Below are 13139 nucleotides of genomic sequence, written 5' to 3' on the forward strand. Positions count from 1 at the left end.
GCTCCGTCACCGAGCGCTTACGGGAGGGGCAGGGCTATCGCGTTTGGAAATGTTCTCCGACCCGCCCGTGCCCATAGGAGGTTCGCCCCCCATCGGCGGCGTGTCCCTTCGACGGATCAGCATCAAAATCGGCGATGGAGAACACATTTCCCATTTGCGATAGCCCTGAGGGAGGGCGGTACGATTAGCCCGGGCGCCCTGCCCTACTACTCGCCGAAAGCTATAAGGGTAAGCGTCGTAGTAGCCATAGATCTGCCGGTCGTATAATTTGCCAGCAAGGCGCAATTGTCGCGTATCGTCGCATAGTTCCATAACAAATCTTATGCGACTCTCGTGTTAAGCCGCAAAATTTGAACGCCCTACTTGATTTAAGCACGAATGGCGCGCTCCCTATTTAGCGAAACGCAGGAGGTCGCCATGAGATTGGTCCTGCTGAGCGAAAGACGCCATCACACGCCTTGAACTACCAATCCTGTGCCTACTCCCTCGCGGCCTCACCGCGTCGTTCCGCGATTAACTGGTCGACGACACTGACGCCCTCGGGAACGAACCCCTTGGCGAGCGCCTGGATCTCGGCGATCACCGCGTCGCGCGAGCGAACCCGGAGCATGCCCTCAACCACATCGAGAGCGACAGTATCGCCGTCCTGAAGCCCAAGTTCGCGCAGCAGGTCGGCGGGAACGACCATCCTGCCACCCTCATGGATCGTAGCGGAATGCGAGGCCATGGCGGTACCCTCCCGGTCAGCGGATCACTTCGACCGACAAGCCCGGGATCTCCAAGCTCGCCCAGGTGCGATCGGTCGTCAGCACCGGCACGCCGAGCTTCATCGCCAACGCCATGCAGGTCCGATCACCCAACCCACTCCCGTGGTGGCGCGTGGCCCCGGTCAAGAAGGCGGCGGCAAAGGCCGCCTCGCGATCGTGAGCGTGCAGGTCGAGGCGCAGCTCCTGCACCATCTCCTCGATCACAGGGCGCGTCAGGCCACGCAGGAGCAGCGCCTTCACTAACTCCTGGAGGTTGAGGGTCGACATGGCGGCTTGGCCGACCCGACCAGCCACCGCGTCAGCTCCAGGCTCACCGCGCAGAAGGGCGACCACCGCCGAGGTGTCGAAGACGACACTGCTCATACCTTGGCATCCTGCCCGTCGGCGTCGTCGGCGCGGCGCTCTTCAAGGAAGGCGGCGGAATCTGCATCCTGCGTGGCATGTTCGCGGTAGAGCGCTTGGAGCTTTGAGACCACATTCTTGATCGGCGAGAGCCGCACGTCAGTGCCATCGACGGTGACGATGATGCGCGTCTCGCCCGTGATGCCCATCGCATCGCGGACAGCTTGTGGCAGAAGCATGCGGCCATTGGCTGCCAGCTTCACATCGGTGACGAGTGTCATGGGATGTCGACGAGACTCCGTTGCGCAGCGGGTAGCGTATCACGTGTCTCGAATAATGTTATTTCCGTTCATGTGACATTTGATGTCGCCGGTAGGATTCGTTCCGGTGCTGGCTATATCCGCGTGGCGGCTGTGCCCAACCGCCACGAACAAAGGAAATGACGCGCCATTTGAGGGCTTCAAATTGTGACCGATAATTGAGGCTATCGGTCACAATTAGTGGATCGTTAAGGCCCGGCCGGGTAGGCTCCGCCCATGGACCTCGATCGCGCCGACCCGACCCCCGAAATCACCGACGAGGCCCCGGCCTTGCCGGTCCCGGTCGCCGCAGGCTTGCCACCGACCGACGAGCTGCTGATCGAGCGGCTGGACGACTACGCCCGGGCCGCACGCGGCGCCTTTGCCCCCAACACCGTGCGCGCCATGGCCGCCGACTGCCGGATCTTCGCCGCCTGGTGCCGACACGTCCGCCAGGAGATGCTGCCGGCGACGCCAGCGACCACCGCCGCCTTCATCGATGCCCAGGCCGAGTCGAAATCCCGCGCAACGGTCGAACGCTACCGCTCCTCGATCGCGGCCCTGCACCGGGCCGCCGGCCTACCCAACCCATGCGCCGACGAGATCGTCCGGCTCGCCGTCAAGCGGATGAACCGGGCCAAGGGACGGCGCCAGATCCAGGCCGAACCGCTCAACCGGCCCAGTATCGACCGCATGCTCGAGGCCAAGACCCCCGAGCGGCTCCACCGGCGCGTGTCGGAGGGCGAACAAGGAGCCCCACTGATCGCGCTGCGCAACACCGCCCTCGTGGCGGTCGCCTACGACACCCTCCTGCGCCGCTCCGAGCTCGTGTCCTTGGAGATCGGAGATCTGGAGCGCGGTGCCGACGGCTCAGGCACCGTCCTGGTGCGACGCTCGAAGGCCGACCAGGAAGGCGAAGGCGCGATCAAGTACCTCGCTCCCGACACCATGGGACATGTCGCGGCATGGCTCACCGCGGCCGGACTGGAGAGCGGACCACTGTTCCGACCGCTGACCAAGGGCGGCAAGGTCGGGGCACGAGCGCTCGGTGACAGGGACGTGGCGAGGATCTACCGCGCGTTGGCCTCGGCGGCTGGCCTCAAGCTCTCTCGCCTTCCCTCCGGACACTCGACCCGGGTCGGGGCGACGCAGGACATGTTCGCAGCCGGCTTCGAGCTGCTCGAGGTGATGCAGGCCGGCTCGTGGAAGACGCCGGCGATGCCGGCCCGCTACGGCGAACGCCTCCGGGCCCAGCGCGGTGCTGCGCGGAAGCTCGCGACCCTCCAGAACAGAGCGTGATCGTTTACCAGCGTGTCGGGATTTCCACGCCCCAGGAAAAAGGGCTCGGCCCGAAAGCGCCGAGCCCCGTGTCAGTGGAAATTCGGTTCGGCATGTCGCAGGCGAGCCTGCCTTCGGCGAGCCGGGTCGGCGGCCCGTCCTTCTGGTAGGTGACCTCGACGGGACCTGCCGGAGTTCCGCCGCGTCCATTGCAGCTCTCGTCTTCGAGGCGCCGCTTCAGCTCCGCCCTTACGCGGCGAGGAGCGAGGGTTTGCTCCGGAGCGGTCTCAATTCGCCCGGTGCCGGTTGGTCCTCGGCGTCCCACGCATATTCGCCCGTAGGCGAGAGGTGCTCCCCGCCGAGCGGGCGACGTACCGCATCAGCATGGACGCTCTCGCCCGGAACGTTTCGGCCTCCGCTGGCGGCATTGCCTCCATTGCCGATGCCAACGGGGCGATTGCGGGCGCCACCCGGCACGTCCGGGACCTCTCCGGTCCGTCGGATGAGACCTGTCGGACCTTGCTTGGATCGACGCCGCAGGCCGGCCGCTGGATCTCGGGACCCCTCGGGCCTAGGCTGACCTCGCGTGATCCAGGCGATCACCGTGCACGATTTCGGGGCGAGGCGGGATGAACGATAACGGCATTGGACCCGATCGTGCCCTTGAGACTCAGCTCGTCTGGCAAAAGTTCCAGGGGTTCGGCCGCAAGTACCGGCGTCCCTCGCGACTGAACAATGCGCTCACGTTCGGGCTCGCATTCACAATGATGATTGGCTTGATCCTGCTAGGCGTGCATTGGGCCGGGCGGATCTAGGGGGCTGGATAAGCCCCCTGGAACAAGTCGCCCAACGCCTTGCGTCGCAGGTAGGTCAGGCGCCGGCGCCGCAGGTGCTCGGGATGGTCGTGGATCAGGTGGCAGCGCTGGCACCAGGCTGCGAGATCCCGGTCGGTGTTACGGCTGGTGTCGTGCTCGCGATGGCAGGTCGCCAGGATCGGCACCGTCAGCCGCGCGGTGGCCAGTGCCGCAAGCTTGGGCTCGCGACGCAGGAGCCGCCCGCGGCCGGATCGCCAGCCGCCGGCCTCGCGATCGTACCAGGTCCCCCCGTCGAGGCAAACGATCAGCTCGCCGTGTGGCCGGCCGCACGCCTCGCAGCGCCCTTCGGCGCGGCCGAAGCGGATCACGGCCGAGAGCTGCGGCCAGTCGATCGGGTAGAAGTGGCGGTGTTCGGGGCGGATCGGCACGATGCGGCTACGCTAGGGCTACGCTAGCACAGCCGGGTTAAGGGCGAATCCCCCCTTCGCAAGACGCTCCGGGGTGAAAACCAATCGGACTGTCGCTATGGACGGCGGCTGCGCGCTCGCAGCCCGGGATGTCTTTACAAGACCAGAATGTATCCGCAGATCAAGGTTGGCAAGCAATTATATGCAACTGTGTGATTGGTCAGGTAGGCGTGCGTGACATTGGTGACCCACCTCACGCGATCGATGCCCTTAAATCACACACAATCACTCACATAGCCGCCGAGCGTATAGCTCGGCTTGGTTGAGGGGGCATGATGCACTTATATGCCTTTGCATAATTTGAGACTAGGACCGGATTTACCCTAAAGGCAATAAAATCGAGCCGTGCCGAGTCGGCTTGCGCGAGCGGCATAAGCTGATGGGCGCAGACCCGTCGCCCGGTGAAGTGTCCCAGGGCACACGGGACATCGGGGTGTGGGGAAGAGCAAGAGAGGCGCCGGCCGGATCGCGACGGGATGAAAGACCGGAGAGAGGCTCCGGCGCCCGTCGCGGACGCATGCCATGTCCCGCCTTCCTCGTCCTCGCCTGTTCCGCCATCAAGCGCCCGGACCCCGGCTACATCCCGGCGATCGACCGCTATGACGGACCGCTCTGGCGCACGCTGCGCACGGCCGACCCGGCCGGCGCCCGGGCCAAGGTCGCCGTCCTCTCGGCGCTGCACGGCTTTCGCGCCGCCTCGACGCCGATCGACCTTTACAACGTGCGGCTGACCCGCGACCTCGCCGACCGGATGATCGCCGGCGGCGTGACCACGCGCGGGCCCCGACCGCCCTCACCGCGCCGGCCGGACACCTACGGGATCCACCCCGGTACCGAGATTGCCGGGCTCACCCGCCACGGCGCCGAGCCGTTCACGGAGATCGCGCTGGTCGGAGGCCGGCTCTACGTCGACGTGATGCATGCCCTGGTGCGGGGCTTCGTGGCGATGGGCTGCGTGCGGCGAGAGGCCCGCGTCAGCGTCATCAACGGGCCGATCGGCCGGATGCGCCGGGACCTACGGACCTGGCTGGCGGCGGACCGCTTGCGGGAGGGTCGGCTTTGACCAGGGGTCTCGGGCACAATGGCGGGCCAGCCCTCGATGAGCCGACCGATAGCCGACGGCCGCAGTGCAAGCACTGCCGGCACTGGAAGATACCGTCCGAGGGCGAGCGGCACGCCTACGAGGCGTCCGCCTCGGCCTGTCGCGCCGCCGCGTCCGCCGGGCCGACCGGTGCTTGCGACCGGGTCCTGATCGGCAACAGCCGGGTGCCGGCCTTCTCGGCCACGGTGAGTGAGTTCGGCTGCCGGAACTTCGAGGCCGCCCCCCCCTGCCGCCGATGGTGAAGGGCGGCGGCTTCTTTACGATCTGGCAGAACGATCGCGTCGTCTGGCAGGGGCGGGAGGAGGAGATCCCCGACCGCTTCCTGCAGCAGGATCTCGACCTGTGAGCATCCGGGCTAGTCATTATCCGTAAGATCCATGGTATATGGATTTCGTGGATCAGGAGACCCTTCCATGCGCTCGTTCACGACCGCCGACCTCAACAAGCAGGTCGGCGAGGTTACGGACGCCGCCCAGCGCGCGCCCGTCGTCATCACTCGTCGCAGCAAGCCCCGCTTCGTCCTGATGAGCCTGGAGCACTACGAAGCCCTGCGCGGCCCGGAGGATCCGCGCCGAGCCTTCACGCTCGACACCATGCCCGACGACCTGCGCAACGGTCTCCTGCAGGCGGCCGAGGACTACGAGCGGGAGCATGGCGGTGACGACTGAGACGGCGGAGACCGGGCTCGTCGTCCGCTACAGCTTCCTCTGGCCGCGCGAGCACGATCGCGGCGAGCGCGAGGGCCGCAAGGACCGGCCGGTCTGCCTTGTCGTGCCGGTCAACGTCGCACCGGGCGCCGTGGTGGTGTTCCCGATCACCACGCAGGACCCCTTGCCCGGCCGGATCGCGGTCGCCGTCCCGGAGACCGAGCGACGCCGGCTCAAGCTTCCGGGCGACCGGCCGTGCTGGATCATGCTCGATGAGGCCAACGGCGACGTCATGCCAGGGTCGTTCCATCTGGTCCCGTTCGAGACACATCCCTTGCGCTACGCCTACGGCCGGTTCAGTCCGGCCTTCATGCGCGTCGTGCTGCGGACGATGGCCGAGGCGATCCGCGCACGTCAGCTCCGGATGGTTCAGCGCGAACGTTGATCGGTCTCTGCTGCTCGGGCGCAAGCTCGGGTTCCCATTCCCATGGCGTCCGCCCACGCCCCGCCTATGCGAGGAGCCATGACGCTCTCGGACCGTCTCGACCATCTTCCAGAACGCAAGCGCCGCGAGCTCCAGTTCGCGGCCCAGATCCTGTTCGAGGAATTCGAGGCGGCTCAGAAGGGCCGGCTCTCCGACAAATACAAGGGCGGGCGCATCCTCAAGCTGGTCCTGTTCGGCTCGCATGCCCGTGGCGACTGGGTCGATGACCACAAGACCGGCTACCACTCGGATTACGACCTGCTCGTCGTGGTCGAGACCGAGCGTTTTACCGATCCGCACGATTTCTGGGAGCGAGCCGAGGAGCGGCTGTTGCGCGAGCTGACCGTGACGCGCCGCCTGAGGACGCAGGTCAGCTTCATCGTCCACTCGATCCACGACCTGAACAACCAGCTCGCCTACGGTCGTCCCTTTTTCGTGGATATCGCCCGAGACGGAATCTTACTCTACGAGGTCGAGGGCTTTCCGTTCGCCTCGCCGAAGCTGCTATCAGCGACGGAGGTGCATGCTGAGGCCGAGCGTCATTTTCAGCATTGGTTTCGCGATGCGGATGAACTTCGAGCCGGTGCAAAGTTCTACCGTGATCGCGGCAATCTCAAACATGCAGCCTTCCTGCTGCACCAGACCACCGAAGGCCTTTATCACTGCGCCCTGCTCGTGCTGACACTCTACAGCCCGAAGCTGCATCGTCTGAACCGTCTGCGACCGCTGGCCGAGGGCGTCGAGGCCCGGCTGATCGAAGCGTGGCCGCGCGACACACGGTTCGCCCGGCGCTGCTTTGCCCGGCTCGACCGGGCCTACGTCGATGCCCGCTACTCGCCGCATTACGAGATCACCGGCGAGGAACTGGCTTGGCTGGTGGAGCGCACCGGTGTCCTTCGCGACATCGTCGCTGCGGTCTGCGCGGAAAAGCTCGACGGTCGCTCTTAGGGCGGCGTCAGCCCGGCCGGTACCAGCGGGGTTCGGAATGGCCCACGACGCAAGCGCATCTTGGCAGCATATCGCTATGGCATTGATATCATGACGATGCCGTTCGTACCCCCGGCCGGCGTGATCGACCTCGCTCTCTCGTCAGCCACCCCGATAGGCCGTCGCAACCTTCCACGATCAACCCGCAAGGGGTCCGCTCCGCGAAGCGGGCGGCCGCTCTCGGCTTCGCCTCCCGCGGTGATCGCGGCCGCTCCCGGCCTCCTGGGGCCGCTGTCGAGCGGGGATCGCCCCCGCTCCGTCAGGAGCAGAACCGATGGCGACCGATCTCACCCTCGCGAACCGCTACGCCCACAGCCTCGCGGCTTCCCTGATGATCCCGGTCACGGTCTTCCTCTCCGAGGCCGGCTACGGCGTCGTCACCTCGGACGAGTTCGAGGGCGATCCTGCCGACGTAATCTCCGAGTTCGACCCCTACGAGGCGTGAGCCTCGCGCGGGACAGGGCGAACCTGCCCCTCTCAACCTGGAGCCGCCCGGGCTTGCCCCGCATCCCGCCTCGGATGTCCTGCTCGGGATATCCTCGATGCCGGAGGCGCAGCAGGTGATGAGGGACTACCTCAAACGTCGCCTCGATTCAGGTGATCGCCGTGTCGCCCCGTGCAGCCGACGGCACGATCGAGGCCTTCGACTGCTCCGGCAAGAGCCGCCACTCGGCCGAGCTGAGGCTCAGGGATTGCTTCACCTGCGCCTGCAGCTCCCGGATGCCGCTGCTGTTCGAGGGAACCGGCTTCGCGCCGACCGACATTTCCACTACGTAAAATCTCGTTTCGGCGTCGGCCGTACGCGCCGAGCAGGCCAACGCGACCGGCACCGGTCCCCGGTCCGGCGGCAGCTCTGCCGCCAGGAGAGGACGTAGCGGCGACGGCGTTGCCGGAGCACGCGCTCGTTGAGGTCCCCTGCCCCGCTGGCGATTTCGACTGGTGCGCGCGCAGGAGCCGGCGACCTCGTCGTCTCAGGCGCTCGAGCGGAGCCCGCCCCGCCCGGTGAGCATCCGGGACACCGGCCCTCCGCGGCGCAGGCGCGGAAGGCGGCAGGGTGCGGGCTGCCCCGACCCCGCGGCTCCTGCCCGGTTTCGCCGTCGAGCCGGCCTCACGAGGATATGTCACGAGCCATCAGGCTCGGGACTGAGCACTCTGATCAGGGCCAGGGTTGTTCCCGCGAGCCGGTGCAGGGCCGCCGCCCATAGGCCTCGGTGATGAGCGGTTCTAGCCGGGGCGCCCGGGACCACCGCAACGGCGGATGCCGGTTTTCTTCCCCGCCGCCTGCGGCGGCTTCCTCGCGCTACCCAAGAAACCCGGCCCTCGCCGTCCTTCGCTCACGCTGCGGCCTGCAAAGCAGGTGCGGCGCCGGTAGCCTCCGGCTCGACGACCGCCATCGAGGCCGCAAGGGGCGCGGCCGAGAGCAACCGGACGAGGAGCACACCATGGCGACCATCGGCACCTTCACCCAGACCCAGACCGGCTTCTCCGGCGACATCGCCACTCTGACCATCCAGGCCAAGAAGGTCGCGATCGTGGCGGAGACGGAGCGTAGCGGGGAGAACGCCCCGACCCATCGGATCTACCTCGGCAAGGCGGAGATTGGAGCCGGCTGGGCCAAGCGCTCGAAGGAGGAGCGCGACTACATCTCGGTCAAGCTCGACGACCCGAGCCTGCCGGCGCCCCTTTACGCCCGCCTCTTCGCGGCCGAGGACGGCAAGACCCACACGCTGCTCTGGACCCGCTCCACCGATCCGGGGCAATCCCAGAACGACGAGTGGGCCGTGCAGCGTTGCCGATACATGACCCTGGAAAGCATCGCCCCGATCGGCGATGATCCCCTTGTCAGCCTGCCAAACCTCGCAGTCTGACCAGTCCGGCCCTGCCGGTCATCGTGGTGGACTACCATCAGCTACACCACGCCCTGGGACACGATCTCTCGGCGACCTGACCAGGCACCCGCCCGACAATCCCGAGCTAGGTTTCGGGACCGGAACAGCCAATGCCGGACAGCCATGCTTCCCACCGGAGCCGTACGGCATTGCGCGACCGCGTCCGAGCGTAGCCGTGACGAGGCAGCCAAAGCCCAGTCATTTTGCACCCCGCTTGCTGCGCAGGCAATCCGGGGCACGGCCTCCCTGCGGGTGGTTCATTATCGCCGCATGACGCTGCGATCTTGCAGCGAATTCGGGCTTGTGATGGGCTTGTGTCGAATGTCTCTAGAAAGGCCGTTGCGCCAGGCTCCAGAATCACGACGATCTTCCCCAACAGCCCGGCAAATTCGCTTCACTTGCCGGCCGCTGACGAGGTGGCATGTTGACCTTCGATCCGCAGACTCTGGATGCCCTGCCTCTCCTCGTCGATCGGATCGACGAGTGCGGCCAGATCACCTACGTCAATGCACATGAGGCCCAGGAACTCGGATGGAGCCCCGCCAGGCTCCGGGGGCAGCCCCTGGAAACCATCTACAGTGCCCAATCGGCAAAGACGGTCCGCAACCTCGCCAAAAATGCCGATCAGCGGGAATGCGGTTTTTTCGTATGGATGATGTCGGCCTCCGATCAAGAGGTCCCGCTGATCGCCACGGCATTTCGTGACGTCGAACGGGGCTGGCTGATCGTCAAGCAACGTCTGACGCCGGTGGTCCTCGGCACCGCCGCGGAGCTGATCGAACGGGTCGAGATCCTGTCGCAGATGATCGGCTCGGCCACCGAGGCGTGCTGGTGTATCGAGTTTCTCGAGCCGATCAATACGTTGCTGGCCGAGGACGAGATCGTCGACCGCATATTCTCCCATCAGAAGCGCTGGCGCGCCTGCAACGAAGCGATGGCGCGCCTCTACCGCATCCCCGACGGCCTGGACTTCAACACGCAGCCCGTCGAACGCTATTTTCCGGATACCGGCGTCAACCGCCGGATGATCCGGGATCTCGTCCGCTCCAACTATCGCCTGGACCGTGCCACCGCGATGGATTGTCGCCATGACGGCAGCGAGATGCTGGTGGAGAACGATTTCCGTGCGGCCGTGGAGAACGGCGCACTGATCCGTCTTTGGGGGACGACCCGCGATATCGGGCCTTCCAAGCGGCGGGAACAGCAGCTCTCCGACCACGCGACCGCGATGCTCGACATCCTGAGCGCGCTGCCGGACCCGGTCCTCGTCCTGTCGAGCGAGGGGGCGATCCTGGCGGCCAATCCAGCGGCGGAATCGGCCTGGGGACGACCGGCCGGTCGCATTCTCGGCAGCTCGATCGAGCAGTTCGTGGACGGACGGGGGGGCTTCCTGAAGCTTCTCGCGGCCGCGGAAGGCGGGCCGGACGAGCAGGCGAGCTGCGACCTGCAGGTCCTGACGGGGGACGGCAGCAAGGAGGCCTGGCGCTTCCGGGTCGCCGTCCTCGAAGGCGACTTGCGCCGTTACGTCCTAACGGCTCGTCCGCGGATGCGCCGCCGGTCGAGATCCCAAGCGGGGGCGGTCGCGCGATGAAGTTCTACGCCAGCGATCCCCCGTCTTCGGGACTCCGCCGGCCGCGCCCGGCTCTCGTCGACGACCCGTCCATCATGGGCTTTCTCGAGGCGCTGCCGGACGGCGCTGCCCTGGTGGAGATCGACGGGACGATCAAGTTCGTCAACACGCGGATGCAGCTTCTCCTCAACCTGGCGAAGGGAGACCTCGTGGGGAGCGACCTCGCCAAGCATGCGAGGACCGCCGGCCCGATCTTGGCGAAAATCGCGACGGCCCTCCACCAGTTGAAGCGTGCGGAACTGACGGGAACCCTAAATTCGCAGCGCAGTGTCTTCGCCTCGATCAGCATTCTGCGAACGAGCGACGGTGCGGCCTACGCGGCCTTGTTCACCCTACGCGAACTCACCCGGCAAGCGAAGGAGACGGCCCCCGACCGGTTTCGCTTCGAGGCCGACATGCTGCAGGACGGGGCGGTGCGCTACGTCCAGACCGAGCGCCTTCGCGCGCTGGCAAGGCGCGCCACGACCGCCCTCGAGCGCGGCAGCCCGGTGATGCTGCTCGGCGAGAGCGGCACCGGGAAGACCGAGTTCGCCCGCACCGTTGGGCAAGGCGGCTCCTCCGCGGCGCTACCCTTCGTGCATGTCAATTGCGGCCTCCTGTCGGAACAGCAATTCGACATCGAAATGTTCGGAATCGAGCCGGGCTCGGCGCTCGACCCGTCGACGAGGGGAAAGCCCGGTTATGTCGAGGTTGCCGACGGAGGCATCCTCTTCCTGGACCAAGTTTCCGACCTGTCCCTTGCGGCTCAGATCAAGCTTGTCGCCTTCCTCGAATCGAGAACTTTCAGTCGCGTCGGTTCGACTCAACGTCGCCAGACCCATATCAATCTGTTCTCCGCCACCAACCAAGACATTTTTTCATTGATTGATGCCAGGATCTTCCGTAAGGATCTTTACTATCGACTGTCATCCGTCGTCATCGAGTTCGACAGGTTGTCCGGCCAGGACGATCTGATCAAACTTCTCGCCGATCTGAAGATGAATGCAATCAATCAAAAAATTGCCGGATCACTCGCGCTGTCCGAGGGCTTTCACCAAAAGCTTCTCAGCTACTCCTACCCAGGAAATATTCGAGAGCTCTTCAACATTCTGGACCACGCAGCGGCTCTGGCTAGTGAGGTCGTGCAGCCCGAGCATTTTTTCGTGCCTTATTCCCCCGCCGCGGCGTCTCCCGAGACGTCGGCTCCGCCGGCGGAAGCGCCGCCGCGCTCGTTCAAAGAGCTCGTCCACGAATTCGAGACTTGGCTTGTCGAAAAGTCGATCGCCCAAAACGGAAGCAAGCGCAGTGCTGCGCGAGCCCTTGGCATCGATGTGGCGACATTGCTCAGAAGAACCAATCGAAAGATCTGAACTTTCTACCAAGGAGAAGGACAATGGCGTTCAAGAAGACCGCTGCGACGCTGGCCGTCACCGCGTCGCTCCTTTCGCAGGCCGCCACGGCCCATGCCGGCGAACTCAACCTTCTGACCTGGGAAGGTTACGCTCCGGATGCCTCCGTCAAGCCGTTCGAGGCGGCATCGGGCTGCAAGGTCACGGCGACCTATGTCGGATCGAACGACGACTTCGCCGCGAAGCTGGCGGCGGGCGGCGGCGTCTACGACATCATCACCCCGTCGCTGGACACCGTGCCGATGATGCAGCTGGCCGGCTTCACGCAGCCGATCGATGTCGCCAAGGTGAAGGACTACGACGGCATCTATCCGGAATTCGCGAAAGCGGAGGCCCTGGTCGCCAAGGGCCGGATCTGGGCGGTTCCGATGGTTTGGGGATCCGTCTCGATCATCTACCGGCCGGACAAGGTCCCTGCTCCCGACTCGATCGGCGTCCTGTTCGACCCGAAATACAAGGGCCGCATCTCGCTCTGGGACGACAAATCCGCGATCTACTGGACGGCCCGCTACCTCGGATATTCCAACATCTTCGACCTGTCCGACAAGCAGCTCGACACGATCAAGGCTAAGCTGATCGAGCAGAAATCTCTCACTCGCAAATACTGGACCTCGGCCGGGGAGCTGACGGAGTTGATCGCGAACGGCGAGGTCTATGTTTCGAATGCATGGACCGGACTGACCTCGAAAGAGGTCAACGCTCTGAAGAAAGGCTTTTCGGTCGCGGAGGTCACACCCAAGGAGCGGGCCGAGGGCTGGATGGACTCGATGATGCTCGTCACGGGCTCGCCGAACACAGAATGCGCCTACAAGTTCATGTCCTTCATGCAATCCCCGGCCGGGCAGTGCGGCATCGCCCAGTCGACCGGCTATTTTCCCGTCAATCCCAAGGCGGTCGGCACCTGCATGGACGAGACGACGAGGCAGGAACGCAAGGTCGGCAACATCGACTTCGTTAAGAGCCTCGTCATGTGGCAGCAGCCGAAGCGGCTTGATAAATATATCGAAGTCTGGAACGCGGTCAAATCTGCTCCCTGACGTCTCG

The 13139-nt window shown here is 65.3% G+C and carries 14 protein-coding genes and 1 pseudogene; 10 read left to right on the forward strand and 5 right to left on the reverse strand.

Going from position 1 to position 13139, the window contains the following annotated elements; genetic code table 11:
* Nucleotides 1–478: 478 nt before the first annotated feature.
* From QR78_RS17115 to QR78_RS17125, 3 genes are read right to left on the reverse strand one after another with little or no spacing between them, the layout of a single operon-like run.
* Nucleotides 479–727: an AbrB/MazE/SpoVT family DNA-binding domain-containing protein gene (locus QR78_RS17115; protein ID WP_048428760.1), complete on the reverse strand. Its 249-nt coding sequence runs from the start codon at nucleotides 725–727 to the stop codon at nucleotides 479–481.
* 16 nt (nucleotides 728–743) lie between these two features.
* Complete coding sequence (locus QR78_RS17120; RefSeq protein ID WP_048428761.1) at nucleotides 744–1130, reverse strand: PIN domain-containing protein; 387 nt, start codon at nucleotides 1128–1130, stop codon at nucleotides 744–746.
* The gene (locus QR78_RS17125; RefSeq protein ID WP_048428762.1) at nucleotides 1127–1390 is read right to left on the reverse strand and encodes an AbrB/MazE/SpoVT family DNA-binding domain-containing protein; all 264 of its coding nucleotides are present in this window, start codon (nucleotides 1388–1390) and stop codon (nucleotides 1127–1129) included. The genes QR78_RS17120 and QR78_RS17125 overlap by 4 nt, the downstream gene beginning before the upstream one ends.
* Before the next feature lie 255 nt (nucleotides 1391–1645).
* Here QR78_RS17125 and QR78_RS17130 point away from each other — a divergent pair, with 255 nt between their 5' ends.
* Nucleotides 1646–2707 carry a tyrosine-type recombinase/integrase gene (locus tag QR78_RS17130; RefSeq protein WP_048428763.1) on the forward strand — a complete coding sequence of 354 codons (1062 nt, stop codon included), beginning with the start codon at nucleotides 1646–1648 and terminating at the stop codon, nucleotides 2705–2707.
* 790 nt (nucleotides 2708–3497) lie between these two features.
* On the opposite strand, the gene QR78_RS17140 is transcribed toward QR78_RS17130, so the two are convergent.
* The gene (locus QR78_RS17140) at nucleotides 3498–3929 is read right to left on the reverse strand and encodes a hypothetical protein (protein WP_048428765.1); all 432 of its coding nucleotides are present in this window, start codon (nucleotides 3927–3929) and stop codon (nucleotides 3498–3500) included.
* A gap of 556 nt (nucleotides 3930–4485) precedes the next feature.
* On the opposite strand from QR78_RS17140, the gene QR78_RS35520 reads away from it, so the two are divergent.
* From QR78_RS35520 to QR78_RS35525, 5 genes are all read left to right on the forward strand, one after another.
* The gene (locus tag QR78_RS35520) at nucleotides 4486–5031 is read left to right on the forward strand and encodes a hypothetical protein (protein WP_048428766.1); all 546 of its coding nucleotides are present in this window, start codon (nucleotides 4486–4488) and stop codon (nucleotides 5029–5031) included.
* Nucleotides 5032–5483: 452 nt separating this feature from the next.
* On the forward strand, nucleotides 5484–5738 hold the full coding sequence (locus tag QR78_RS17155; RefSeq protein WP_048428767.1) for a type II toxin-antitoxin system Phd/YefM family antitoxin: 255 nt from the start codon (nucleotides 5484–5486) through the stop codon (nucleotides 5736–5738).
* Nucleotides 5722–6162, forward strand: a complete 441-nt coding sequence (locus QR78_RS35655) for a hypothetical protein (protein ID WP_048428768.1) — start codon at nucleotides 5722–5724, stop codon at nucleotides 6160–6162. The genes QR78_RS17155 and QR78_RS35655 overlap by 17 nt, the downstream gene beginning before the upstream one ends.
* Before the next feature lie 78 nt (nucleotides 6163–6240).
* A complete protein-coding gene (locus QR78_RS17165; protein WP_048428769.1) occupies nucleotides 6241–7149 on the forward strand; it encodes a HEPN domain-containing protein in 909 nt (302 codons plus the stop codon).
* Nucleotides 7150–7462: 313 nt separating this feature from the next.
* A complete protein-coding gene (locus tag QR78_RS35525; protein WP_167349672.1) occupies nucleotides 7463–7633 on the forward strand; it encodes a hypothetical protein in 171 nt (56 codons plus the stop codon).
* Nucleotides 7634–7781: 148 nt separating this feature from the next.
* Here the strand turns inward: QR78_RS35525 and QR78_RS34215 are convergent, their stop codons facing one another.
* Nucleotides 7782–8018 (reverse strand): hypothetical protein, encoded by a 237-nt coding sequence (locus tag QR78_RS34215; RefSeq protein ID WP_125901171.1) that lies wholly within the window; start codon nucleotides 8016–8018, stop codon nucleotides 7782–7784.
* 612 nt (nucleotides 8019–8630) lie between these two features.
* On the opposite strand from QR78_RS34215, the pseudogene QR78_RS17170 reads away from it, so the two are divergent.
* The 4 genes and pseudogenes from QR78_RS17170 to QR78_RS17185 form a co-directional block, all read left to right on the forward strand.
* Nucleotides 8631–8918: pseudogene (locus QR78_RS17170) on the forward strand (DUF736 domain-containing protein); the annotation flags it as partial.
* 580 nt (nucleotides 8919–9498) lie between these two features.
* Nucleotides 9499–10668, forward strand: a complete 1170-nt coding sequence (locus tag QR78_RS17175) for a PAS domain-containing protein (RefSeq protein WP_048428770.1) — start codon at nucleotides 9499–9501, stop codon at nucleotides 10666–10668.
* Nucleotides 10665–12056, forward strand: coding sequence for a sigma 54-interacting transcriptional regulator (locus QR78_RS17180; protein ID WP_048428771.1), 1392 nt, complete (start codon nucleotides 10665–10667; stop codon nucleotides 12054–12056). Before QR78_RS17175 ends, QR78_RS17180 begins: the two co-directional genes overlap by 4 nt.
* A gap of 23 nt (nucleotides 12057–12079) precedes the next feature.
* Nucleotides 12080–13132, forward strand: coding sequence for an ABC transporter substrate-binding protein (locus QR78_RS17185; RefSeq protein WP_048428772.1), 1053 nt, complete (start codon nucleotides 12080–12082; stop codon nucleotides 13130–13132).
* Nucleotides 13133–13139: the final 7 nt, after the last annotated feature.

The organism is Methylobacterium indicum (genome assembly GCF_001043895.1).
GTDB classification, from domain to species: domain Bacteria; phylum Pseudomonadota; class Alphaproteobacteria; order Rhizobiales; family Beijerinckiaceae; genus Methylobacterium; species Methylobacterium indicum.